The sequence below is a fragment of the Pseudomonadota bacterium genome, assembly GCA_039024915.1.
Taxonomy (GTDB): Bacteria; Pseudomonadota; Alphaproteobacteria; order Rhizobiales; family MH13; genus MH13.
The window spans coordinates 113,978-139,562 of the sequence record JBCCPK010000007.1 but is presented as its reverse complement, the minus strand read 5'-3'; the positions used below and the strand labels follow the sequence as shown (position 1 = coordinate 139,562).

Here is a 25,585-nt window from a genome sequence, read left to right as displayed (position 1 = left end):
ATATCGACCTCGCGACGAGACCCTTGGGCCGCCTGTTAGCGCGCGGTCCAGTCGATGCCAGGCTCGATGCCTCGCGCACGCAGGCGGTTGACAAACTCTTCCATGACGCCGGCCGCACCATCGTCGGCATTGGCCTCTGCCCATTGGGCTGCGAGGTTGGGTAGGCCGTCTTTCCAAGCCTGTACTTCATCAGCGGGCAGTTCGGTTACGGTCGCGCCAACACCAGGCAGTTGCTCGAGGAAATTGTCGTAGCGCGCGACAACTTCCTCGGCGTGTGCCGTGGTGTATTCCTCGCCCAGCTCGGTCAGGACGGTGCGGACATCATCGGACAGCCCGTCCCAAACATCGCGGTTGATACCGAGGCCACCGGTCATATGCGCGCCGATACCAACAAGCGTAACGTAGGGGGCGACTTCATAATGGCGGTTGGGAAAGGCGCCGGTTATGATGACGACCATGCCGTCGGCAACGCCTGTCTGTACCTGATTGTAGTAGGTCGGCAGCGCACCGTTGACTGGCACAGCGCCGAGTGACTCGATCCAGTTCGCCGAAGGTCCCGGTGCCATGATCCGGCGTCCTTCAAGATCGGCGAGCGAGTTCACGGGAAAATTCGTCAGCAGATGATAGGTCTCAACGCCACTGGCGCCAAGAAACACGACGTTTTGGTCTTCCCAAGCCTCTTGAAGCTCGGGCAGTTCGCGATGCATCTCGTTGAGAACCTGCAACATGCTCACCAGATCGTCGGTCACGAAGGGCATGAAGTAGGTCATGTTCTGAAGCGGCATCTTTGAGCCCTCCCAGAGGGTGCCGACCCAGCCAGCATCCGTCAGGCCATCGCCAACCGCCTCCAGTGTGTCGGAGAAACCGTAGAGCGAACCACCGTACGCCTCAGTCCAATCGACGCGATCTTCGGACCCCATAGCCTCAAGGCGCGCGTTGGTCTCGCCGACTACCAGAGTGGAAAGTTGACCGACCCATGGCAGCACCGTGGGGTGACTTGAGGACATGGTCAGGTTGAATGTTTCGGCCTGTGCGCCCGATGCCAAGGCGAGGCTTACGGCAATAGCGCCAAGTGCGATTTTCATGATCATTCCTCCCAGAGATTTGGTTTGATTGCTTTTTCTTGTTTATCCGACGGTGTGCTCGCCGGTTGAATAGTCGATGGTGACGGTGATCCGTCCCTCGTTGAGAAGCCACGGGCGCACCGTGAACGATCGTGCGCCGGAGCTGTGCATTGGGTCGGTCTCGGCGATCTCGCGTGCATGGTCGAGGCTGTCAGCGCGGATCAGGACCATGCCTTCGCCGTTCCATGTGGTTTCGTCGTCGGCCCAAAAAGGACCTGCGCCAAACATGATGCCCTTTTGTTCCAGCTCGACCTGGAACTTCAGATGCTCTTCGATGTTGTCCATCACCGGCCCCATCCCATTGGTTGGCGACGTGAACACAGCGAAGAGCTGTTTCTGCAGCATGCCTTTCGATGCTTCCAGAATGTCGTGCTTTGTAATGTGCGGTCCCGACATGTCTTCTCCCTTGTTTTGGTCGCTTGGCCTCAGATTGTTTGGCAGACCTTGTCGTAGTCGAGGCGCGGCAAGCGGCGGAAAATCTTTGATGTGTCCGCGTAGCCGATGTTGATCAGGAAGTTGGACTTGATCGACGTGCCATGGAAAAATTCTTCATCGACCTTGCTATTGTCGAAGCCGGACATCGCGCCGACATCTAGGCCCACCGCACGAGCCGCAAGCATCAGGTAAGCGCCTTGCAGTGTGCCGTTTCTGAAGCCGTTGATTTGCGCTGCGGTGGCGTTGTCCTTGAAGATGTCTTGCGCGTCTGGGTTGGGCGGAAACAAGTGCGGTAACTCCTCCCAGAAATTGAGATCGTAGGCGACGATGGCGGTGATTGGAGCGCTGCGCATCTTCGGGCGGTTGGCCGGCATCAGGCACGGCTCCAGGCGGTCCTTGGCGTCGGCAGTGCGTATGAACAGCACGCGCATCGGCTGCTGGTTCATGGACGTCGGACCCATCTTGGCGATGGCATACAGCTCAGCCAGCGTTTGGTCGGTCACCTCGCGGTCCTGCCAACCGTAGTGGGTTCGCGCTTCGGTGAAGAGCAGTCGAAGGGTATCAGGATCGGCCTTGAGCGCCTCATTTTGCAACGCCAGTGCAGCACCCTGCGCCTGGGCATCAGCCGTCTGTGTGTCCATGAATACAACCAGCCCTTTTTCCAAATCCAAAGGGCTAGCGTGCCAAGACCAATCAACGCGAGCAGATCGCGTTGAGCGTGCAGCAGCGTTTCCTCAGGATCGCGCCGTTCGTGGCGTCTTTTCCAAGTTATTCAGAGGCTACCACGCGAAACCGCGATGGCTCATTCAATCTCGGCGAATTAATATAGCTTTACGTTATGAAATCGGCATGAAAATCCAAAGAACATAAGTTTTGGTTTCGATACGTAGGCCGCGCCTCAAACTCAACTTGCAGCTCATTTGAACGGCGATGGGTCCCCTAAGTGCACATGTTTGCGGTCTGGGAGAGGTCTGAGGTTTCTGATGCCGGCGTGGGGTGCCCCGTAACAAAGAGCGATTGGAGGCTCAGCCCAATTCGTACGTTGTTACGCCAAAGGTTCGGTCAATCGGAAGACCCGGGACCGTTTGCGCGCCGGCCAACCGGTACATGCGAGCAGTCTCGAAGACCGGCTGCATTCCGAACCTCTTGGCAAGCCGGACCGCTTCGATGTTTGCGTCCGGTACGTCTATCGTCAGTTGATCATTTGGACCCAAGGTCGCCGCTGCCCTTATCAGCAGCGCTTCGGCGATTTGTTCGTTGTCGGCAAGAAGTGGCCCAATTTTGTATCCGACCGCACACTTGCGCTTGGTGACGTATCCCAACACCTCGCCATCAATCAGGTACGCCCATGTCTGACGCTGAACGTTGCTTGACGGCTGTGTCCACGCCCGAAGAAACGCCGCACGGCCGTGGGGAAAGAAGGTGCTATCATAGGCGTTCAGGCCCGGCAGCAAAGCGTCGGATGACGCAACAATCGTAGCCTCATCGTTTCGTGCGGTTAGTGCGTTGGGTAGGCCTCTGGGTAACCCGGAATACCGAACGTTTCTTCCCGCATAGACAAACTCGCTGGCGCGATAATTATCCTGTTGGTCGACCACGCCGTCCAGGCCGATTGTCCGCCCTTCCAGATAATCGATGCCGCGGTTCCAGGTGGCGATGCCGATACCCGAACCACGATGGTCTGGCGCAACGATGTAAAAGCCCAAAAAGCCATATTCCAAACCATAGCGGACCACGGATATGGACGACACAGGCTCGCCGTCTAGGAAACCCATGAAAAATCCGTTGGGGTCGGCGGCGAAGAAGGCTGCAAGATCGTCGAGGCCGGGGTTCCAGCCCTCCTCCCTTGCCCAACTGACGGCCACCGAAAATTCTTCGAGAGATGCCTTGCGTATATCCAAGCCCACTTATCGGCCCACACGCTGTTCGCACCACCGCACGGCGGCTTCGACTCCATCAATGATGGGCACCGCGTATTTGGACTGCATCGCATGTGAGAAGCTCGACATGCCCGCGCATCCCAGCACAACGGCTCCAACGTCATCTTCTGTAATGGCGGCTTCGATCTCCGCTTCCAGTTTAGGAAGCGACGATAGATCATTTTCGAGCGCGAGGACCGGAACGCCACTCGCCCGGACGCGCACGCACCGCTCTATCATACCATAGGCTGCGAGATTGGCTTCAAGAACGGGGACGGAAATCTCTAAAGTTGTAACGACCGAAAAGGTTGCAGCATGGTCCATTGCCGCCAGATAACCTGCTTCGCCAATGCCGCTAACCGGAATAGGGGATCGCTCTCTGAGTTCGAGAAGTCCGGTGTCATCGAAACAGGCTATGATCGCCGCATGATAGCCGCCTTCGGTGATGACCATATCATTGAACAGTCCAAAAAGGCCTGGCAGCGCAGCCTCGCCGTCTTCGGCGCCCTCGATAGATGCAGGACCATCAAGCGGGTTGACGGCAACGATTTCGGTACCGCGGGACGCCGCCGTCTGAGCAGCAACGCCGATCTGTTCGGTCATGGCTGCCGTGCTGTTTGGATTGATAACCAAAATCCGCACTGCTTCAGACCATACCTTTGCCCGCATCCGAGCCTTGCCGGGTCTGTCGGCGTCGCATCAGATAGGCGATCAGGAGACAAAGGCCAATAACGATGAACGAGAAGACGGTCGTCAGGGTTCCCAGCGCATACAGCACCGGCGATGTGACGTTCGTTGTCATGCCGAAAATTTCGAGCGGCAGCGTGTTGTGCGAGCCTGCTGTCAGCAGTGTGCGTGCAAACTCATCATAGGACAGGGTAAAGCCAAACAACGCGACGCCGATCAGGCTAGGGGCTATGATCGGTAGTACCACATGGCGGATTGTCTGCCAGGGTGTTGCACCCAGATCCCGGGCGGCTTCCTCGTAGGAAGGGTCGAAACGGTTGAAGACGGCGAACATGATCAGAAGGCCGAACGGCAGCGTCCAGGTAAGCTGGGAGCCGAAGCCCGATGTCGACCAGTGCACATCGAACCCAAGTTGGCTGAAGATCAATCCGACTCCCAGCGAGATGAGGATTGAGGGGATGATCAGGCTGGTGATGACGAGGTAAAACAGAACCGTCGAGCCTACGAAGCGCCGGCGAAACGCGAGCCCTCCCATGACCGACAGGATCACCGTGGTCACCATGACCATGAGACCAAGTGCGAAGGATCGGCGGAAGGACCCCCAAATGTCGCCGACCGCCTGCTGCTCAAACAGATCAGCAAACCAGTACATTGAGACGCCGTTCATGGGGAACGTCAGTCCCCCTCCGGGTCCCTGAAACGACAGAATGCCTATGGTGATGATCGGTCCATACAGAAACAGTACGAACAGGCCGAAGACGCCGGCTAAAATGTAGAAGGAAAGTCCGCGCTTTTCTCCGTGCATCCTCACAGCTCCTTCCGGATGTTCACGAAGCGCAGCATGATCCCGATGGTGATCAGGACCGTGACGAGCAGGACAACAGAGGTCGCCGCCGCCGCCGGATAGCGCAGAAGTGCTACATCGTTGGAAATCAAGCGTCCAACATTGGCGGACTGCGACCCGCTCATGAACCGCACGGTGATGAAGTCGCCCATCACCAGTGTGACGACAAAGATCGAGCCGATCATGATCCCCGGTTTGGTGAGGGGGATGATGACATTGGTTAGGATCTGAAAGCCAGAAGCGCCCGCGTCTCTTGCCGCTTCGAGCAGGGATTTGTCGATGCGCATCATGGTGTTGAAGATTGGGACGACCATGAACAGCGTATAGAGATGGATGAACGCGAGGATGACCGCGAAATCCGAAAAGAGGAGCCATTCGACCGGCTCGTCGATCAACCCCATCGAGATCAGCGTCTGATTGGCGATTCCGTTGCGGCCCAGAAACGGAATCCACGAAATCATCCGAATGATGTTCGAGGTCCAGAAGGGGATCGTGCACACAAGAAATAGGGCGATTTGCCAGGTCAGGCTACGCACATGGAAGGCCAGGAAGTAGGCCACTGTGAAGCCGATGACGAGGCAGAAAAACCACGTTATGGCCGTATACATCAGCGTGTTGATGAACACGCGGTAGGTCACCTGTGAGCCGAATAGAAATTCGTAATTATCAAAGATGAAGGCCGGGAAGATCGAGAACTCGGTCGATCCCCAAAAGCTGACTGCGACGATCATTCCGATGGGCAGCAACAGGAACAAGGCCAACACCACAGCGATTGGCGACGCGAGAAGCCAACCTGTCAGGTGGGAGCTTTTGGCGTTGGTTACCGACACGAGCGAGGGCCTTACGTTCAAACAAAGATGCCCGCGCGGTTTTGCAGTCCGCGCGGGCAAAATTGGTCAGAGCATCACGATGCGATGAACTCGTTCCATTTGGCGACCATGTACTGGTTCTCGTCCATCACCGCGTTCCAACATGCGACTGCACCCATACGATCGAAGAAGGATCCACCGTCGCGAACTGCGCCAGCCGTCTCGATGACCGTACCTTGCGGGCTGACGATGTCGCCCTGGGCCTCCTTGCCCTCAAACCAGTAGCCCCACTCATCTTCGCTCATGAAGTCCTTGGAGGTTTCGGGAACTGCGGAGTAGTAGCCCTGGCGCATCAGGAAGCCGCCAACCCAACCGGACAAGTACCAGTTGATGTATTCGTAGGCCGCATCAAGTTCGAGGCCGGACAGATTGGCTGACAGGCCGATGCCGCCGCCCCAGGAGCGGTAGCCCTCTTTGAGCGGCTGATAGATGCAGGGGATACCGCGCGAGCGTACTGCCGTAATTGCCGGGGACCACATGGACTGGATAACCACCTCACCGGACGCCATCAGATTGACGCTCTCATCGAAGCTCTTCCAGAAAGCGCGGAACTGGCCATTCTGCTTGGCTTCGGTGAAGATGCCGATGGTCGTGTCGATCTCCTCGCGGGTCATGTTGCCCTTATCGCCATAAGTGATCTCGCCCATCGCTTCGCACACCATGGCCATATCCATGATGCCGATGGACGAGATGTCGAGAATAGACGCCTTGCCGGCGAATTCGGGGTTGAGAAGCTCTGCCCACGTATCGATTGGCCGCCCGATCAGGTCCGGTCGTATCCCCAGTGTATCGGCGTTGTAGATGGTCGGGATGAGGGTCATCCAACCCGATTCATTGTCCACGAACTCGGTCCCACCTGGTCCATCAACAAATCCTACGGTGTGCGGCGCGGTGCCCTGCGCAATGGTGGATTCCGGTGTCAGCAAACCGTTGCGGAAGATGCCGACGATCTTGTCGTAATTTGCGATCCGCGACGTATCCATCGCCTGCAAATTGCCCGTCGGCCAGACCTTCTTACAGATCCAGTACTCGATGTCGGCGATATCAAAACTGTTAGGCTGCGTGGCGGCGCGCTGTGTGACGCTGTCGGAATCAAGCGCCGTCATCTCAAGCGTGAAGCCGAGGTCTTCTTTCACTTTATCGGCGACCTCATTGAGGTTCGACACACCGGTGCCGAACTGGCGCAGCGTCACGTTCTGAATGTTCTGCGCCCAGATCGTGGGAAAGCCCGTGATCGCAGTGGACCCGAGGGCTGCACCGGTCGCCGCGGCGCCGCCTTTGAGAACCGAACGCCGGCTGAGGCCTTTGTCCGCTTTCGGTGATGTGGATTTCGTCGTCATTCCCTGTCTCCGTTTTTCGGGTTTGATGGTGTTGGTCAGTTGGTGGCAGAGGCTGAAAGCGGGTGCGCGTCGGACGCGTCCCAGCTTAGTGAGACGGCGTCGCCGATCTCGAAAGGCGCTGCGAGATAGGTGCTATCTTGGACAGTGACGGCGTAATCCTCGCCGTGCTCGCCCTTCAGGCTTAGCTCGAAGCTGGTCCCGAGATACTCGATCGCGTGAACCGTTGCGGTGCGCTCACTTTGGGCAGAGCCAACCGCGCTGACCTTGATGCGGTCACTGCGCAAAGCGATGTGTCCCGAGCCGTTTTGAACGATGTTGTGCCCACCCATAAAGCGCGCCACAAACTCGGTTGTCGGCGCGTTGAACACTTCATGCGGCGGACCAGCCTGCTCGATGCGTGCGTTGTTCATCACGACGATCTTGTCCGCGAGCGCCATCGCTTCGTCCTGGCTATGTGTGACATGGATGAAGGGGATGCCCAACTCGCGCTGGAAGCGTTTGAGTTCCGCGCGCATGCGGATGCGCAGGAAAGGGTCGAGGGCCGATAGCGGCTCATCGAGAAGAAGAACGGAGGGCTTTGTGATTAGGGCCCGCGCCAGAGCGATGCGCTGCTGTTGGCCACCCGACAGCTGGCTGGGCAGCCGCTCCGCATAATCAAGCATGTCCACCAGCTTGAGCATCTCTGCCGCCCGGCCAATGCGTTCCGTTTTGCTCGCGCCCTTCATTTTCAAGCTGAAGGCAACGTTTTCGCTGACACTGAGGTGCGGAAAGAGCGCATAGTTCTGGAACATCATGGCGGTACCGCGAGCCGAGGGCGCGAGGTTCGTGATGTTCTGCGCACCTAAAACAATGTCGCCTGCGGACACCGTCTCGTGCCCTGCAATCATCCGGAGCGTTGAGGACTTGCCGCAGCCAGATGGCCCAAGGATGCACGTGTAGCTGTTGGCTTCGATCTTCAGGTCGATGGCATCGACGGCGGTTGTGGCGCCGTAGATTTTCGAAACGGAGATCAGTTCCAGAGCTGCTGCCATGCGCGACGTCGTATCCTGTTGTGCCTATCTTGAGCTTGCAAGAGGCGTACCAAGTGGCCGTAGATTCACGTGGCTGCAAATATGGGGATTATGTCATACGTACAGATACTTAGCGACGTTGTTGATCAGAAAAGTGCACAATAAAACGGCAAATACGATACGATCTGACTAAATTTTGTATACAATCTTGTATTTGTAATTTCCAGGCGAAATCCGTATCAACGCTATCACCAGTGTTCCATGCGATGTTGGAGAAAGATGGCGCCGCTGACCGCGCAAGCTAAGCCGAGGACGGAACCGACCAACCGGTCGGCGGACCGCAGCCTGGAGATTGTTGAGGGCTTGCGCCAGGCAATCCTTGAGCATCGCCTCAAGCCCGGCGCGAAGCTATCGGAAGATGAGGTTGGCGAGGTGTACGGGGTGAGCCGCACCGTTGTTCGCGCAGCCTTGCAGTCGCTTGCCCATTCCGAACTGGTCTCAATCGAAAAAAACCGTGGTGCTTTTGTCGCCCGACCCTCGGTGCAAGAGGCGCGAGAAGTCTTTGAAGCGCGGGCGCTGATAGAGCCCAAGGTTGCCAACATGGCAGCCGGGCGGATGTCGCCGCGGCACCTAAACCGCTTGATCAAACATATCGAAATTGAGCACGCGGCTAATGCAAAGGGCGATAAGGGGCATGCGCTCGCCCTTTCTGGCGAATTTCATCTTGAGATTGCGCGGATCGCGGGTCATCGACTCTACACTCAGTTCGTCGAGACGCTGATATCAAGATCATCCTTGATCATCGCGTTGTATTGGAAGCGACCTGATACCACGTGCGAAAGCCACTCTCATGAAGCTCTACTATCCGCGTTCGAGAGGGGCGATGGTCAAAACGCCGAAAACATCATGCGCAGCCATATCGTCGATTTGAGTTCGGGTCTGGATCTCAACCCAGACGCACCGCCCAACAAGTCGCTCGCCGAGGCCCTTCTGGTTAAGCGGCGTTAGATCCGTGGCCTGGCGTAATCTGAGCAAGTGGCGAGTGCGCCATAGCATCGTAAGACGCTGAAGCCCGGGCAGATATGTATGTCTTCGGAGCGCGGTTCAAAACCGCGGTTGTCTGCGACTTTGAAAACGTCATGGATATGACGGGCTTAGAGCCCAAGCGCTTTCATCGGTTAGCCTTCACGGCCTCACCGCAGCCCGACAGATGACGTAATATTGTCGGTCAGGCCGCAGTAGTACTGATGGCAATTGTCTTAGATACTATATTTGTTGGGAGGCGGAAAACAAAAAGTAAGTAAAAGCATATATTTAGATGGCTAAAACATTCTCTGGTGATGTATCTTTTGATCCTGCTCCTGGAGACGTCGATACCGTTGGTGGTACACACAGCGGCTACTACACAATCGATGGCGGAACGCAGGTGGCCGTCGACCACGGCGCACCGGGCTATCCCCAGGGGCAAAACTCCTTTGTAATCATTGGGGCGCAGCCAGGCTCGTTGGGCAGAATGACGGTCAGCGGTGAAGGTACGTCGTTCTCTGTCACAGGCAACGACACTACGCCGGTCGGTTTCGTAGTCGGCGCGGGAGGTACAGGTTACCTCAGAGTGGACTATGGGGCGCGTATCGAGCTTTCAGAAACCACGAATCCCACGTCACCGGGCAACATTGGAAGTGCTGGCATCAATGTCGGTTATTATCCGGGAAGCCGCGGCGAGATTATTCTAAATTCGGGTAGAGTCGAACTAACCGGAAAGACGCCTTTCATTTTCCTTGGCCGGGGCGGCGATGGCGTCTTGAAAATGTACAACCGGTCGGAGTTGATCCTGAATGGATCTGACGCTTCGTTTGGGGTTGGGATAGCATCTAAAGGTGAGCTCCTTATTTCTAGCGGCTCTAGGTTAACCGTTCTCGGGGCTGCTGGGACCGAGAAGAACTTTATTGACGTCGGCGTCCACGATCCTGCTTTTGGAACCTCTTCGATCAGGATTAAAGACACCGGTTCTGAGATTAACGCCGGAAAACTCAACCTTCTTGTCGGTCGCCTTTTCCCAGGCTTGGAAGCGTCTTCAGGGAAGGGCCAAGTAACGATAAGCGATGGCGGAAGTGCCACGTTTTACTCGGCCATTATAGCAAGTGGCGGAGAGCTGCGTCTGGGCAATGCTTCCCTCACCACAACCGCCGCCGATCGCTTTCTTGAGGTCACCAAAGGCGGTGTAATCAATTTATTAAGTGACCCTAACGGCGAGCCATCCAAACTGACCGGGCAAGGCCTTATTGTGGGTACGGGATCGAAGGTCGTCGTCGAAGTGCCATTTATTGGGCGCGCGTCTGGGAAGCTTATCGCGCAGGAAATCCGGTTTGAACCGGGCGCGATCCTCGAGTTTGACCTTGATTTCAGTTATCGCCCGGGTCGCGTTTATACCTTTTTCGAAACGACCGACGGCATCCAGCTGGGAGATGCGCAAATATCGGTCCCGGGCGCCGCCGCGACGTTTGCCGGCGTTGGGTGGACCGACGAGACCGACACCATTGCGATGTTTATGGGCCTGACTAATCTCGGTGGCTCCGGCTCGAACGCGCTCGACCTAGGTCAGCTACCCGGGGTCGGCGAAACAGCTGGCGTTGATGCAAGCTTTGATACCGAAACCGGATTTCTCCGATTTATCCATAGATCGAACAGTCTGGGCGGCGGCGATGGTTACAATATCGGGTCCGTCGTTGGCACCGACCTTGAAGACACGATCACCTTGATCGGTGGCGCAGGGGGGATTGCGGACGGCGGCAGTGGCGACGATACGCTCGATGGTGGGTCTGGAGCCGACACCTTGATCGGTGGCGATGGCGCCGACGTCCTTTACGGCAATGACGGCTCCGACAGCCTCGGAGGCAGTGCGGGTGATGACACCCTGTTGGGACAAAACGGTAAAGACGTTTTGAGCGGCGGTACCGGCGACGACACCCTTGATGGTGGATCTGAAGCCGACACCTTGAACGGTGGTGATGGCGCCGACATCCTTTACGGCAATGACGGCTTCGACAGCCTCGAAGGCGGCGCTGGTAATGACATCCTCTGGGGGCAAAAAGGTAAAGATGTGCTGAGCGGCGGTCCGGGTGACGATACGCTCGATGGTGGATCCGATACCGATACTTTGTATGGCGGAGTTGGGGACGATCTCTTCAACGGCGGTGATGGCCGAGACACCCTCAATGGTGGTCATGGCAACGATCTGATGCTGGGAAGTGCGGGCAACGACACCATCATCGGCGGCGACGGCGATGACAGGCTGTTCGGTGGAGAGCACTTTGACAGCCTTGACGGCGGAACTGGCGATGATCTTCTCGATGGTGGTACCTGGAACGACAGGCTCATCGGCGGCGACGGCAATGACAGGCTTTTCGGTGGCGACGGGAATGATGGGCTGTACGGCGGCGCGGGCGATGACGTCTCCCGCGGTCAGGAGGGCAATGACTTCATCTCGTCGGGCTCAGGCAATGATACCCTCGAAGGGGGAAGTGGCAATGACAGCCTGTTCGGTGGCTTTGGCGAGGACACGCTGAGAGGCGAAGAGGGCAACGACTTCCTTCAGGCTGGCGCGAGCAATGACCAACTCTCTGGCGGGGCAGGTGACGATACGCTTCAGGGTCGAGAGGATGATGATGTCCTTGACGGTGGGACGGGAACAGACACGCTCATAGGCGGCACGGGTTCTGACACGTTTGTGTTTGCTCCGGCCTATGGCGCGGACACAGTGACCGATTTTGAGGACGATCTCGATCAGCTCGATCTGACCGCCTTCAAATTCGCCACCGTCAATGGCGCGCTGTCGTTCGCCGCCGATGTCGCGGGCGACGTCGTCTTCACCTTCGGCCCCAACACCTTCACGATTGAGAACACGACCCAAGCCCAGCTGGTTGATGATATTTTGATCTGACCGGCGATAGTTGCTTGGCACGAGCCGCCGCCTCCCGGGCACGGATCGTCCCCGGCCCTCCGAGTGGCTCGGTTTCACAGAACCGAGAGCCGTGCCTGGGCCTTTGAAGGCTAGCGTGCACTCGTCCTAATAATGGACAGACATTGACCTCATCGGCCGCTCGACGGGCGGCGCGAACTTGGTCAGGTCAATTCCCTCAACGGCATCCCTGTATTCATCCATGGACGGCGTCCGTCCCAAAATAGCGGACAGCACGACAACGGGCGTTGACGCCAGGAGCGACTCGCCTTTCTTCTCCGGCAAGTCGGCGACAACGCGCCCTTGGAACAGTCGGGTCGATGTGGCGAGGACCGTATCGCCTTTTTCCGCCTTTTCCTGGTTGCCCATGCATAGATTACAGCCCGGACGCTCCAGGTAGAGAATATTCTCATACTCGGTGCGCGCAGCGGTTTTGGGTGCTGCATCGTCGAACTCGAAACCCGAATAACGCTGTAAAACCTCCCAGTCACCCTCTTCCTTCAGCTCATCAATGATGTTGTAGGTCGGTGCCGCCACCACCAAAGGTGCGTTGAACTTGATCTCTTCGCCCGCTTTTTCGAGGTTGCGCAGCATCTGGGCGACAATCTTCATATCGCCCTTGTGCACCATGCAGGAGCCGACAAAGCCCAGGTCGACCTTTTTTGAGCCGCCGTAGTAAGAAACTGGGCGAATGGTGTCGTGGGTGTAGCGTTTGGACACGTCGGCATTGTTCACATCGGGATCAGCGATCATCGGTTCGATGATCTCGTTGAGATCGACCACCACTTCAGCAAAGTATTCGGCGTTGTCATCAGCAGTGAGAGCTGGAAGTTCGCCCGACCGGATTTGCGCGATGCGCTCGTTTGCTTTGTCTAGCAGTCCCTGCAGCGTACCTGCGCTGTTCTCCATGCCTTTATCGATCATGATCTGGATGCGCGCTTTGGCAATTTCGATCGACTGGATCAGCGTGTCATCGTGGGAGATACAGATCGCGGCCTTCGCTTTCATCTCCGCCGACCAATCGGTGAAGGTGAACGCCTGGTCCGCCAGGAGCGTTCCGATATGGACCTCTATAACCCGGCCCTGAAAAACATTGTCGCCAAACTGCTGGAGCATTTGCGCTTGTGTGGCGTGAACCACGTCTCGGAAATCCATCCACGGCGCCATGTCACCAGTGAAAGTCACCTTGACCGACTCCGGGATCGGCATGGTTGCTTCACCGGTCGCAAGCGCAAGAGCGACGGTGCCAGAATCGGCACCGAATGCGACGCCTTTGGACATGCGGGTATGGCTGTCACCACCAATAATGATGTCCCAGTCGCTGACGGTAATGTCGTTCAACACCTTGTGGATGACGTCCGTCATCGAGTGATAGACGCCCTTTGGATCACGCGCGGTAATGAGCCCGAAATTGTTCATGAAACCCATCAGGCGCGGGATGTTGGCTTGAGCCTTCAGATCCCAAACCGAAGCGGTATGGCAGCCAGATTGGTAGGCGCCATCGACTTTCGGCGAGATGATGGTTGCGGCCATGGCCTCCAACTCCTGGGAAGTCATCAGGCCTGTTGTGTCCTGCGAGCCAACGATATTGACTGTAACCCGAACATCTGAGCCCGCATGTAGGACCTTGCCCGGCGTAACGCCAACTGCGTTGCGGTTGAAAATCTTCTCAACCGCCGTCAGTCCCTGGCCGTCATGGCTGATCTCTGTGGACGGCGCAAACACCAAGGGTGCTTCGACGCCAAGGGTCTCGGCAGCAAAGGTCTGCAGCTTTTTCCCGAAGACAATCGCGTAGGAGCCCCCAGCCTTCATGAATTCCATTTTTTGAGGCGTGAAAGACGCAGAAAGGTCGACCAGCTCTTCGTCACCGGAGTCGTCCGTCAGTTTCTTCGATTTCGTATTGATCGTCAGAACTGTGCCGGTATCGACGGAATAGCGCTGTTCGAGGACCGGGTTGCCGTCATTGTTCAGGATAGGCTTTCCGTCCTCATCAAGTTTCTTGACCCAGTTCTTGAGGTCAATCCCGATCCCGCCGGTCACTCCGACGGTGGTAAGGAAGATGGGCGAAATACCGTTCGTACCCGCCACGACCGGCGCAATATTCACGAAGGGTACGTATGGGCTGGCCTGTTTACCCGTCCACAACGCGACATTATTGACCCCGGACATGCGCGATGAGCCAACCCCCATAGTGCCCTTTTCAGCGATCAGCATGACCCGTTTTCCCGGATGCTGAAGCTTGAGCGCTTCAATCTCCTGTTGGGCTTCTTCGGAGATCATGCACTTGCCGTGGAGTTCACGATCAGACCGAGAGTGTGCTTGATTGCCGGGCGACAGAAGGTCTGTCGAAATGTCACCTTCCGCAGCAATGTAGGTGACAACTTTTATCTCTTCATCGATGTCAGGAAGTTTGGTGAAAAACTCCGCTTCGGCATAGCTCTCCAATATCTCTTTGGCGACCGGGTTTCCGGCTGCGAAACCGTCCTTCAAACGCTCGGTGTCGGCCTCGTACAGAAACACTTGCGTTTTGAGCACTTCGCCAGCTTCGCGGGCGATGGCCGGATCGTTCCCTAGTGCCAAGTCGAGGAGCACCTCAACCGATGGTCCACCCTTCATGTGGGAGAGGAGCTCGAATGCGAAAGCCGATGATATCTCCTCAACTGCGACATCGCCCAAAATGACATCTTTAAGGAACGCGGCCTTCGCTCCCGCTGCGCTCGTTGTTCCCGGAAGCGTGTTGTAAATCAGAAAGTTCAACGATGCTTCGCGATGCTCATGACCAGGCTGTTTGATCTGCTCGATCATCTCGTTCAGCAGCGCTGCGTCGTCGATCGGCTTGGGGTTCAGGCCGTCGTTCTTGCGCGTCTCGATCTCTGCCAGATAGTCCGCGTATAGGCTCATCGTTCTCGCCATGCCTCTTGAAGTCAGCTTTGTATTTGCTGCGGTGCACGCCAATGCGCCTGAACGCTGCGCGCACCTCCCGATATGTAATGGTATGGGATTGTAACGGGCTATTTTGCTACTGGAAATTGGGACTAGTCACTAACCCTTGGGGTGGGTTCAAGGGGCCCTGGACGCTGCCGAAAGCTAGTTTGGGTGGTCGCGATGCTGGGCTTACCTTGCCGTCGGAAAGGGTTGACGCACCTCACCCCCGACCTTTTGGCCCTTGATCAGTTTGACCGGTTCAACCCTTTCGTTCTGGGCAGATCTTTCCGCGTAGCAATGCCTTCGCCGCGCGCGAAATCTGCTCACGGGTCGATCACGGATCTGTGAACGCGTGATCCAGATCGAGGACGTGGCGTATTTTCCCACGTCCTAGCGGCGGTCGCCCCGCCGCCATTCCAACCATGACCGGCGCACCCGCGCTGGCTCCGTCGCGGCAAAAGCTGCGGGAAACAGGAGAATATATTATGCGTAAGCTGCTTCTAGCCATCGCCGGTGCTTCGGCAATCGCCTCCGGCGCTCAGGCTGCCAACATTGTTGAGACCGCTGCATCGACCGGCACATTCAATACTCTGCTCGCGGCTGCCCAGGCCGCGGGTCTTGCCGATGCGCTTGCTTCGACCGACAACATCACAGTCTTCGCTCCGACCGATGAAGCATTTGCGGCGTTGCCGGCTGGTACCGTGGATTCTTTGCTGCTCGAAGAAAACCGCGATCAGCTTGTTGCCATTCTGACCTATCACGTGCTGCCGCGTGAGCTGCGCTCGACCGATCTTCCCGGCCGCACCATTTCCGTTCGCACCCTGAACACAGCTGACAACCTTCGCGTGAGCAAGTCGCACAGCTCAGTTACGGTCGATGGTGCCAACGTCGTCGCTGCGGACATTGTCGCCGATAATGGAATCATCCACGTGATCGACAGCGTGATGCTGCCTGACGGCAACCACTAAGCGCTTTCGCATTCAATAAATGCCTCGCATATGCCCGAAGGGCCGCCACATCTGGCGGCCCTTTCTGTTTGCCCGCCATCGCTCAACGTTGGTGGCTAAAAACAATCGCTATCGCTTACAGGCTTTGCTTGACTGGGGCGCAAAAGGCGGCCGACCGCACTGGGCGCTATCTAAAATGCGGAAGCTGACTTAAGCACGGGTGAAACGGGCGCACAAAGACAGGAGATGGGATGGCCGCACGCCGCACGCTCAAGCTTTCCATCGCCGACCTACCGAGGATCAGCGATGAGTTCAGCGACTTGAAGGCGGCTGGTGGGGCCAAATGGCAGAAGCTGTACTCAGCGCTTCGGGACGAGATCGTTCACCGGAGGTGGCCGGAGGGCACGCAGCTACCCTCGGCGGCTGATATCGCCGCGCACTATTGTGTCAACCGGCACACTGTTCGGCGCGCCTTTGCCTTGCTGGTTCAAGACGGAGCGATCAGTGCAGCGCGGGGCAGGGGGACTTGTGTTGCAGGCGACGAGCCTCCGCTTCTTTCGCTTGCGGCGGGTTCTGACTATGCAGGCGCGCTTAAGCAGACCTTACAAGATGCGGAGCTGCGGGTTTTAAGCCGACAAGTCATCGATGCGGGGTACAGCTACGCCGGCAGCTTGGCATTATCACCCTGGGACAGTGTTCAGCGTGTTCAGGCGCTCACAAGGTCCCGTGAAGCGCCAGTTGTGCTGACCGAATGGATCGCAAGCTTACAGCCGATCAGAAACCTCGGTGACCCACTCAGGCGTTTCGGCTCAATCGAGGTTGCCTATCGAGAACATGCCGAGGTGCTGGTTCGGCGGACGGGCGTTGTTCTGTCGGCGCACGACCTCGATGAACAAGAAGCGGGCTATCTCAAGCTCGGTTCCGACTGCTCGGTGGTTCGATTGCAGGCGCAGCTCGTCGATCAAAACGGGCGAATCTTTGTGCTGGAACGAAGTCTGATTAATCTGAGGTATGCGCCGCTGGCAGTCTCATGACGGTCGACCCTGGTTCCTCCGGCCTGATCTCTGTTACGTCCACCGCAACGGTATGCCTCTGCTTTCCGCTGGCAAGAAGATGCCCACTGACCGGGGTTGTATCGCGGTGATCCCGCCCGACCGCAACACGCACATGATCGTCAGCGACGATACAGCCGTTGGTGGGGTCGAACTCGATCCAGCCGACGTCAGTGCCCGCCCAGACTGCCACCCAGGCATGCATTGCATCCGCGCCTTCGAGCTTTGGTTGGCCAGGCGGCGGGAGCGTCCGAAGATATCCCGTTACGTAACGGGCTGGAACGCCGCTATTGCAACTGGCGGCAATGAAAATATGTGCGAAATCCTGGCACACGCCTGCGCGGGCAGCGAAAGCATCGGCAGCGGTGGTTGTGACATCTGTCGCCTCAGGATCGTACCGGACTTCTTCTTTCAATGCGGTGCAAAGACTTTGGGCGGCCGTCAGAATTGGAGCGTCCGTAGACAGGTGTGCTCTGGCAAACTCAACCAGCTGAGGGTCCGCGCGCGTGAACATTGTCTCGGCAAGATAGTGTGCCGGGGCATCCGCCGACAGACTTGGTAAACTTCGCGCTTTATTTGCAATTTCGCCGCATGTTGATCGCGGCGCAGACGCGGTGACCGGGTCGGATACTTTGATGTTCGCGGTCATGGTCAATATGAGCTCGTCATGGGGTTCATCCAGTCGAAACCAATTGACGGCATTCCCGAAAAAATCGTTGCGAATGGAGCTGCTGGAAGGGCGCGGCGTAACATCGAGCCTTGCACTGGATACGGTCTGCAAAGCGCTGGTAACGGGCATAAGCCGTGCTGCATGCAGGCTGTTGCGAGCAGGCGCGGAGTAATTGTAGGTGCTGGCGAACCGCACAGAGTAGGCGCGCATCAAATTGGCCCCGAAGTCTGCAGACCGCCCCGATTGCCCCGGCGGTCGAGCGCAATAAGGTACGTGTCGCTGATTGCCTGGGACAGGCTGTTCAGTGCCTTGTCCAGGTCGTGGTGCGCGGAGACGGGAAGGTCTTCAATGCTCAACGCGTGCAGATTTGCCCAAAGGCCAAAGGATTGCTTCTGCAAGTCGCTGGTTTGATCGAATGCCTTGTGATCGGTGATTTCATTGATGTGTCGATGCATCCGCTCCAACTGAAACACGACGGACCTTGGATTATTTGGGTCAAGGATCACGATGTCGGCGACGGAACGGTGCTCTGTCTGCACGGAATAGCGCTGGCGGTAGCTCATCGTACTGTCGGCCACTTCAAGCAATAGATCGAGCGCTTCGCGCGGTGCTTTGGGGTCGAGGAGCGTTTGCGCCAGTTGGTTGGTGCCAATTGCGCGTTCAAGCCGCTGGCCAATTTTCAGGAACCGCCAGCCGATAAGGCGGACCATATTGTCTGCAATCAGGCCGGTGAAGGCGGCAAGCATGGTCAACGCAGCATCTGCACGTTCAAGTGCGCCCAGCTGCCTCAGTTCGCCCCTTCCGTTCTGATCGACAAACCGGTTGAGGATCTGCCAGGCGTCTGGCGAGAAGCGATCCCTGATCGACGATGCGGCCTGATGTGCCCGATCAATGTTCGGCATCAGCGCTCGTTCGAAAAGGTCATCGCTCTCGAGCCCTTTAACGCCCCAAAGGGCCAGCTGGCGTTCGCTAAACGCCAATGTAGGGTCGTCGAAAGCCTCACCCTCCAGGCGCCGGTTGAGATGCGCCCGCGTAAGGCGGATCGACAATTGCGCGCGCTCGGCATACCGGCCGAGCCAAAAGAGGTTATCCGCTGCCCGAGCTGGCAAAGTGCCCGGAAGGCGACGGATCGATACCGTGCTGGGTGACGGCAAGAGTGACGCCGGTGCGATCGGGTTGGCCGAACGTACCCAGACGTCTGCCGAGCGGCTGCCATCTTGCATCGACAATGCCCGGGTGTCGGCGGTTTCCGCAACGCGGCAAAAGCCGCCCGGCATAACCACCCAATCGGGGCCGTTGCGCACGAGGAACACGCGCAATGTGCATGGACGCGGGCTTACGCCTGCCGCAACGTCTGATCCGCCATCATCGAGGGGAGCCCGGCTGGGTAGCGTGGACAGCCGGACCACTTCCTGCATGACGGATAACGCATCGGGAAGTTGGCCAACGCCCTGGGAACCGCTGATCGGCTGGTCGATCGCTTGCGCACCGTCCACCGGCAAACCTGATCCCACGGCGCTTAGCCGCACCGTTGCCACGTCCGTTGACTGAGCGCGCGCGGCGGCGCGTTCGTCGCCTAACCACCACGTTGCAATGTTCGGAATGCGCAGAACCTCGTGCAGAAGGCGGCGCGATAGGGCCGGGGCAAACGCCATGAAAAAACGGCTCTCGAGAAGGCCCGCACCCAGCGCGTTGGCACATACAAGGTTCCCGGCGCGGACGGCCCGTACAAGACCCGGTACACCGAGCTGGCTGTCCCCGCGAAGCTCAAGCGGATCGCAGAAATCCGCGTCCAGCCTACGCCAGAGCACGTCAAGAGGCCGCAGGCCGCGCACCGTCCTGATGAAAAGCGCATCGTCCTGCATGATGAGGTCCCCGCCCTCAAGAAGCAGAAAGCCAAGATAGCGCGCCAAGAACGCCTGTTCGTAATAGGTCTGGCTGAACAGGCCGGGCGTCAGTAAACCCACGCGTGCGGTTTGCGGGCTGGACATGCCTCCAAGCGTGGCGCGCAGCGTCTGAAAGAACGGAGCAAGCCGTTCGACCTGAAGCTCGGTCAGGTCGTTTCCTACCCCACGGCTCAGTGCGATGCGGTTTTCCAACGCGTAGCCCATGCCCGAAGGCGCCTGGGTTCTGTCTCCCAGAACCCACCAGCGCCCATCCGGTCCGCGGCCCAGTTCGACGGCTATCGTATGCAGGTGGTAGCCGCCGAGCGGCTCGACGCCGACCAAAGGCCTCAAGAAGCCCGGACTTGCTGCAACCAGCGGGGCGGGCAGCGCGCCGTCCCTGATAAGTTTTTGCGGCCCGTATAGGTCAGCGATGACCGCTTCGAGCAGATGGGCTCGCTGGATCAGCCCGTCTTGCAACATGGCCCATTCATCAGCATCGATGATGAGAGGTACATGGCTCAGCGGCCAGGGGCGCTGAGCTTCCTCACCATCTCCATAGATCCGGTGCCCGACGCCATTATCCCGCAGATAACGGTCGGCAGCTGATCGGCGACGTGCGCGGCCTTCAGCGCCTCGGTGCTCCCATATGTCTATAGCGTCCCGCCAATGAGGGCGGACTTGGCCGTTTGCGTCAACGCATTCGTCCCAACCACCTGAAGGTGGTGCGTAGCCCTCAAGCCAGCTTTTGCCGATCTCCGTGTTGCCAGCGGAGATGACTGCGTTGGCGCTCAATGTCCGGTGTCCGACATGTTTGGTGCGGGTGTGCGAAGGTCGAGCGTGTACGGAAAGCTTGGGTTTGGGGTTTCGCGAGGAACGCGAATCGCACCGGGCGTGTGGCCCATATCCTCGAAGCGGGATAGCCGCCGAGCCTGCGCCTCATAGGCGTTGACGGGCGGGGTCTCATAGTTTCGACCACCGGGATGGCCGACATGATAACGACAGCCCGCCAATGCACGCCCGTTCCAGCTGTCGACGATGTCAAAGGTGAGGGGTGCATGGACCTTGATTGTGGGGTGCAGACCACGCGCCGGTTGCCATGCTTTGTAGCGGACCCCACCGGCATGGCCCCCCGAGCCTGTTGCGTGCATGGGGACCTGACGGCCGTTGCACGTGATCAGGTGACGAGCTGGGTTGAGCCCGGTTACAGCAACTTCCAGGCGTTCCACTGAGCTATCCACATAGCGCGCGGTCCCACCAACAGCTCCCTCTTCGCCCAGCACGTGCCAAGGCTCAAGCGCTCCGCGCACCGTCAGGCTCAAACCTTGCGTGTGGATCGCGCCGAAGTGCGGGAAGCGGAATTCGTACTGGGCAAGGTACCAGCTTGGATTGATCGCAAAGCCTGCGCCGTTCAGATCGCGGATGACATCAAGGAAATCCTCCCAGAGAAACGATCCCAGCATAAACCGGTCATGAAGTGCCGTGCCCCATCTTGCCAAAGGAGGGCCGACCGGCTCGCGCCACAGCATGGCGATAATCGCACGGATAAGGAGCTGTTGTGCAAGGCTCATACGTGCTGTTGGTGGCATCTCGAAAGAACGAAACTCCACCAAACCTAACCGGCCTGTCGGCCCATCGGGTGAGTACAGTTTATCGATGCAAATTTCCGCGCGATGCGTATTGCCGGTCACATCTGTCAGAAGGTCGCGAAACAAGCGGTCGACCAACCATGGCGGCGGCGCGCCATTGTCATCTGGCGGCGGCACTTGGGCCATGGCGATTTCGAGCTCGTAGAGCGTGTCGTGGCGTGCCTCATCGACCCTCGGCGCTTGGCTCGTCGGCCCAATGAACAGGCCCGCGAACAGGTAGGAAAGCGATGGGTGTCTCTGCCAGTAGGTGATCAGGCTCTTGAGAAGGTCTGGGCGGCGCAGAAATGGACTGTCGGCCGGTTTCGAGGCGCCAACCACGACGTGGTTGCCTCCGCCTGAACCGGTGTGGCGTCCATCGACCATATACTTGTTGGTCCCAAGACGGGTGAGGCGGGCCTCCTCATAGACGGCCTCAGTGATTTCAACGGCATCACGCCATCCTGAGGCGGGATGAATATTGACTTCAATCACACCTGGATCAGGCGCAACCTTTATCACGTTGAGCCGAGGATCTGCGGGTGGATGATAGCCTTCGATTTGCACCTTGTAGCCGGTATCGGCAGCTGCCGTTTCCACGGCTGTGAGGAGTTCCAGATAGTCTTCGGCATTTTTGGTTGGGGGCATGAAGGCGCAGAGCTTGCCATCTCGCACCTCAATCGTGAGAGCCGTACGCACCTTGTATCGCCCTTCGCCGTCCAGCGACTGCTCGTGGATCGCTTGCGTCGGCGAGCCGTCTTGCCCTGCTGGCGCGGTCACCCTGTGCTGCAGGTCTGCGGGTGAGGGAAGATCAGGGCGTTCGGCCAAGGTGTCATCTGGCTCGATGAACGGGTATTGAGACGCGGGAACGAACGGAAGCGATTCAAGCGGCAAACGGTAGCCGACCGGACTATCGCCGGGAATGAGGAACAGCTTCTCACGACGGGTTTCCCATCGCTCGGACATCCAACGCGGTGGGTCTGCGCGGGTCTGCCATCGCTGAATGGGCAGGACGTAACCGGTGGGTTTGTCGAGGCCGCGGTCGAAAACGCGGGCGATGCGCGCGCGGTCTTCAGGGTTGGTCAGTTTGCTATCACTGGGCGAGACATTGGTCGGCAGGTTGGCTTCCTTGATGAGCCAGGTTGCGGGGTCTTCATAGGCTGCGTTGACATGGTCCGGGTCCACATCCAGCCCCTGGGCAACCGCCCTGAGGACCTTTTCTGCGGCCTGTGGAGCGTCCTCGTCCGAAAGAACCTGGTCATGGTCTTCGCGGGCAAACAGACTGCGGTCTTGCCAGATCGGCTCGCCGTCCTTGCGCCAGTAAATCGCAAACGTCCATCGTGGCAGGCTCTCGCCGGGATACCATTTTCCCTGCCCATAGTGGAGGAAGCCACCTGGGGCGAAACGTTCAGCAAGGCGGTGCGTCAACTTATCGGCAAAACTGCGCTTTGTTGGGCCAACGGCCGAGGTGTTCCACTCTTCGCCTTCGAGATCGTCAATCGAAATGAAGGTGGGCTCGCCACCCATGGTGAGACGAACATCCTGCTCGCTCAGGACATCGTCGACCGCATCGCCAACCTTGATCAGTTCGTCCCAGGCATCATCGGCAATCGGTGCCGTGACGCGAGGCCGCTCATCGACACGCGCGACGCGCATATCGAAGTGGAAATCCACATTCGCGGAGCTTGCCTTGCCTTCGATGGGCGCTGCGCTTTGATAATGCGGCGTGCCGGCAAGAGGGATATGGCTCTCACCGCACAAGAGCCCTGACGTAGGGTCAAGGCCGATCCAACCCGCACCGGGTATGTAAACCTCGGTCCATGCGTGCAGATCGGTAAAGTCGTGATCGGTACCTGACGGTCCTTCGAGCGCTTTTTCGTCCGGCTTGAGCTGAATAAGGTAGCCTGAGGTGAAACGCGCAGCAAAGCCGAGCCTGCGGAGGATGTGGACGAGCAACCAAGATGAGTCGCGGCAAGACCCCTGACCGGTTTTCAGGGTCTGCTCAGGGGTCTGCACGCCTGGCTCCATTCGGATGATATAAGCGACGCGTTGCGCAATTTTCTGATTCAGTCCAACAAGAAAATCCGTTGTATTTTGGGTACTTATATCGATTTCCTTTAACAGCGCTTCAAATAATTCGCCTTGCGGCTCGGTGTGCATAAAGGCATCAAGGTCAATCCGTTGCTGCTCGGTGTAGCTTATCGGCAGTTCTTCGCTGTCGGGATCGATGAAGAAATCGAACGGATTGATGATGGCCATATCCGCCAGCAAGTCGACCTCGATTGAAAACTCGGTGACCGGCTCCGGGAAGACGATGCGGGCTGCCCAGTTTCCATGGGGGTCCTGCTGCCAGTTTATGAAGTGGTTATCTGGCCCAACCGTAAGAGCGTAGGATGCAATGCGCGAGCGAGCGTGTGGCGCTGGACGGAGACGGATGAGTTGGGGACCCAGCGTCACCGGCCGGTCGTAGGTGTAGCGGGTCTTGTGGGTGAGCGATGCAAGCAAAGACATGGGGGGCTGGATCAACCTTAGCTTGGTCCGGAGGGAATAGGGTCAACCTACTCAGTGTATCGGACAATCGCCAGCGCCAATTCCTCCTTCGGATGGAACCTCGCCGTTCCTTCAGTGCATGGCTGATGGCGGATCGTGTGGCTGGTGTCGCAGCCGATTAGCTGAAACAACGTGCGCGATAGAGGGTGGGCTCCGCGATGTTTATCGGCATTGGCTTCAAGCTTCTGGCTGTTCTTGCGTTTTCGATCATGGTGACCGCAGTCAAGCTGCTCGGCGACACGGTGCCGGTCGGTCAGATCGTTTTTTTTCGTGCTCTGATCGGCATCGTTCCGATCGCGATCATGATTCAGGTTCAGCATAATTGGTCATCGGCGCTTCAGACGACGCGTCCGCTATCCCATGTCGGTCGCGGATTAATTGGCGCGGCGGCGATGACCTGCTGGTTCATGGCGCTGGCGCGCTTGCCCCTACCGGACGCCACCGCAATCAGCTTCGCGCAACCTCTTATGACCACCGCGCTTGCGGTCTTCATTCTTGGTGAGGTCGTTCGGCTTTATCGATGGTCCGCCATCATCGTGGGGTTCATTGGTGTTTTGATCGTTCTAGCGCCGAACCTTGGGTTGATTGGCTCGCTGGGGGACCAGGAACGCACGCTTGGCGCAATTTTGGCATTCGCTTCGGCGTGTTTCATGGCTTTGGCGCAGGTTTATGTTCGGCAATTGATCAAAACCGAGACGACAACCGCGGTGGTGTTTTATTTCTCCGCCCTTACCGCTGTGTTCGCGGCGTTTACTTGGCCTTTCGGCTGGGTGATGCCCGATGCCTGGACGCTTTTTCTGCTTGTATCATGTGGGCTGCTGGGCGGCGCAGGGCAGATTGCGATCACGCATTCCCACCGTCTAGCTCCCGCATCTGTGCTGGCCCCATTTGATTATGTTGCCATGGTTTTTGCGGTCATCATCGGATTTTGGGTATTCGATGAGGTTCCAACCGTTTGGGTGCTTGCAGGCTCGGTATTGGTTGTCGGCGCCGGGCTTTTCGTGATTTACCGCGAACACAGGATCGGGATTTCGCGGGATGCCGCGCGAAGTGCCCGCACGCCAAGCTAGTGGCACAAGGCGCTGGTGCAGGGACGGGAATTTCAATGCCAGACAAGACACCCCGCAGCGCTGCTTCGGAGGCAGAGGCCCAAGCCTTTTCGGGACAGTTGGGGCAGACCATTCAGCGGTTGCGTAAGGCCTACAATTTGTCTTTGTCAGAGCTGTCGGAGCAGTCTGGCGTTGCGAAATCGATCATCTCTCAGATCGAGCGCAACGAGACCAATCCTACCCTCGCAACGATATGGCGTTTGTCGCAGGCCTTGGACGTCTCGATTGATCGGGTCCTTTCCGCCGCTCACGACCGGGACTTCGTCGAGGAGATACCCCCTGCAGACATGCCGCTTCTCCGATCCGAAGACGGCAAGATGCAGTTGGCCATCATCGGTTGGTCAAAGACGGTCGAATGGTTGCAATGGTATGATGTCACTGCTCTTCCCGCCGCGGAACTGGCTTCGGAAGGACATCAGCGGGGCTCGATTGAGTGCTTGTCCGTCCTCAGCGGACGCTTCGAGGTGACTGCAGGAAATGAGACCCGAACGGTCGAAGCGGGCGGTACTGTGCGCTACCGCTGTGACAGGCCCCACACGGTGCGATGCCTTGATGGTGATCCCGAGGGGCGGGCGACGATGGTGTGCATCCTGAAAGCTGCGGTGATGGAGTGATGCTTGCCGCCTACGGCAGCGTTG

General features: G+C 58.0%; 19 protein-coding genes. 6 read left to right on the top strand and 13 right to left on the bottom strand.

Annotated features, from left to right (window positions below; translation table 11 throughout):
- Positions 1 to 35: 35 nt before the first annotated feature.
- From AAF739_14790 to AAF739_14750, 9 genes are all read right to left on the bottom strand, one after another.
- Entirely contained in the window at positions 36 to 1,085 is a 1,050-nt protein-coding gene (locus AAF739_14790) for a C4-dicarboxylate TRAP transporter substrate-binding protein (GenBank protein ID MEM6383937.1), read from the bottom strand.
- A 42-nt stretch (positions 1,086 to 1,127) separates the two neighbouring features.
- A complete protein-coding gene (locus AAF739_14785; protein MEM6383936.1) occupies positions 1,128 to 1,520 on the bottom strand; it encodes a YciI family protein in 393 nt (130 codons plus the stop codon).
- 29 nt (positions 1,521 to 1,549) lie between these two features.
- Positions 1,550 to 2,200 (bottom strand): malonic semialdehyde reductase, encoded by a 651-nt coding sequence (locus AAF739_14780; GenBank protein MEM6383935.1) that lies wholly within the window; start codon positions 2,198 to 2,200, stop codon positions 1,550 to 1,552.
- A 384-nt stretch (positions 2,201 to 2,584) separates the two neighbouring features.
- Entirely contained in the window at positions 2,585 to 3,424 is an 840-nt protein-coding gene (locus AAF739_14775) for a GNAT family N-acetyltransferase (GenBank protein ID MEM6383934.1), read from the bottom strand.
- A gap of 42 nt (positions 3,425 to 3,466) precedes the next feature.
- The gene (locus tag AAF739_14770) at positions 3,467 to 4,147 is read right to left on the bottom strand and encodes an aspartate/glutamate racemase family protein (GenBank protein ID MEM6383933.1); all 681 of its coding nucleotides are present in this window, start codon (positions 4,145 to 4,147) and stop codon (positions 3,467 to 3,469) included.
- Positions 4,125 to 4,970 carry an ABC transporter permease gene (locus AAF739_14765; protein ID MEM6383932.1) on the bottom strand — a complete coding sequence of 282 codons (846 nt, stop codon included), beginning with the start codon at positions 4,968 to 4,970 and terminating at the stop codon, positions 4,125 to 4,127. Before AAF739_14765 ends, AAF739_14770 begins: the two co-directional genes overlap by 23 nt.
- A 2-nt stretch (positions 4,971 to 4,972) precedes the next feature.
- A complete protein-coding gene (locus AAF739_14760) occupies positions 4,973 to 5,839 on the bottom strand; it encodes an ABC transporter permease (GenBank protein MEM6383931.1) in 867 nt (288 codons plus the stop codon).
- 74 nt (positions 5,840 to 5,913) lie between these two features.
- Positions 5,914 to 7,218: an extracellular solute-binding protein gene (locus tag AAF739_14755; GenBank protein MEM6383930.1), complete on the bottom strand. Its 1,305-nt coding sequence runs from the start codon at positions 7,216 to 7,218 to the stop codon at positions 5,914 to 5,916.
- 35 nt (positions 7,219 to 7,253) lie between these two features.
- A complete protein-coding gene (locus tag AAF739_14750; GenBank protein MEM6383929.1) occupies positions 7,254 to 8,249 on the bottom strand; it encodes an ABC transporter ATP-binding protein in 996 nt (331 codons plus the stop codon).
- Positions 8,250 to 8,507: 258 nt separating this feature from the next.
- Here AAF739_14750 and AAF739_14745 point away from each other — a divergent pair, with 258 nt between their 5' ends.
- The gene (locus AAF739_14745) at positions 8,508 to 9,236 is read left to right on the top strand and encodes a GntR family transcriptional regulator (protein MEM6383928.1); all 729 of its coding nucleotides are present in this window, start codon (positions 8,508 to 8,510) and stop codon (positions 9,234 to 9,236) included.
- A gap of 310 nt (positions 9,237 to 9,546) precedes the next feature.
- Positions 9,547 to 12,168, top strand: a complete 2,622-nt coding sequence (locus AAF739_14740) for a calcium-binding protein (GenBank protein ID MEM6383927.1) — start codon at positions 9,547 to 9,549, stop codon at positions 12,166 to 12,168.
- 126 nt (positions 12,169 to 12,294) lie between these two features.
- On the opposite strand, the gene AAF739_14735 is transcribed toward AAF739_14740, so the two are convergent.
- Positions 12,295 to 15,087 (bottom strand): bifunctional aconitate hydratase 2/2-methylisocitrate dehydratase, encoded by a 2,793-nt coding sequence (locus AAF739_14735; GenBank protein ID MEM6383926.1) that lies wholly within the window; start codon positions 15,085 to 15,087, stop codon positions 12,295 to 12,297.
- 509 nt (positions 15,088 to 15,596) lie between these two features.
- Here AAF739_14735 and AAF739_14730 point away from each other — a divergent pair.
- Positions 15,597 to 16,079: a fasciclin domain-containing protein gene (locus AAF739_14730; GenBank protein ID MEM6383925.1), complete on the top strand. Its 483-nt coding sequence runs from the start codon at positions 15,597 to 15,599 to the stop codon at positions 16,077 to 16,079.
- 230 nt (positions 16,080 to 16,309) lie between these two features.
- A complete protein-coding gene (locus AAF739_14725; GenBank protein MEM6383924.1) occupies positions 16,310 to 17,092 on the top strand; it encodes a GntR family transcriptional regulator in 783 nt (260 codons plus the stop codon).
- On the opposite strand, the gene AAF739_14720 is transcribed toward AAF739_14725, so the two are convergent.
- The 3 genes from AAF739_14720 to AAF739_14710 are packed head-to-tail and all read right to left on the bottom strand — an operon-like array spanning position 17,058 to position 23,799.
- Positions 17,058 to 17,990, bottom strand: a complete 933-nt coding sequence (locus AAF739_14720; GenBank protein MEM6383923.1) for a transglutaminase family protein — start codon at positions 17,988 to 17,990, stop codon at positions 17,058 to 17,060. The two genes, AAF739_14725 and AAF739_14720, sit on opposite strands and share 35 nt — an antisense overlap.
- Entirely contained in the window at positions 17,990 to 20,458 is a 2,469-nt protein-coding gene (locus AAF739_14715) for a circularly permuted type 2 ATP-grasp protein (protein ID MEM6383922.1), read from the bottom strand. The genes AAF739_14720 and AAF739_14715 overlap by 1 nt, the downstream gene beginning before the upstream one ends.
- Positions 20,455 to 23,799, bottom strand: coding sequence for a transglutaminase family protein (locus AAF739_14710; protein MEM6383921.1), 3,345 nt, complete (start codon positions 23,797 to 23,799; stop codon positions 20,455 to 20,457). The genes AAF739_14715 and AAF739_14710 overlap by 4 nt, the downstream gene beginning before the upstream one ends.
- Before the next feature lie 197 nt (positions 23,800 to 23,996).
- Here AAF739_14710 and AAF739_14705 point away from each other — a divergent pair, with 197 nt between their 5' ends.
- Positions 23,997 to 24,908, top strand: a complete 912-nt coding sequence (locus tag AAF739_14705) for a DMT family transporter (protein ID MEM6383920.1) — start codon at positions 23,997 to 23,999, stop codon at positions 24,906 to 24,908.
- A gap of 35 nt (positions 24,909 to 24,943) precedes the next feature.
- Positions 24,944 to 25,561 (top strand): XRE family transcriptional regulator, encoded by a 618-nt coding sequence (locus tag AAF739_14700; GenBank protein ID MEM6383919.1) that lies wholly within the window; start codon positions 24,944 to 24,946, stop codon positions 25,559 to 25,561.
- Positions 25,562 to 25,585 lie beyond the last annotated feature (24 nt).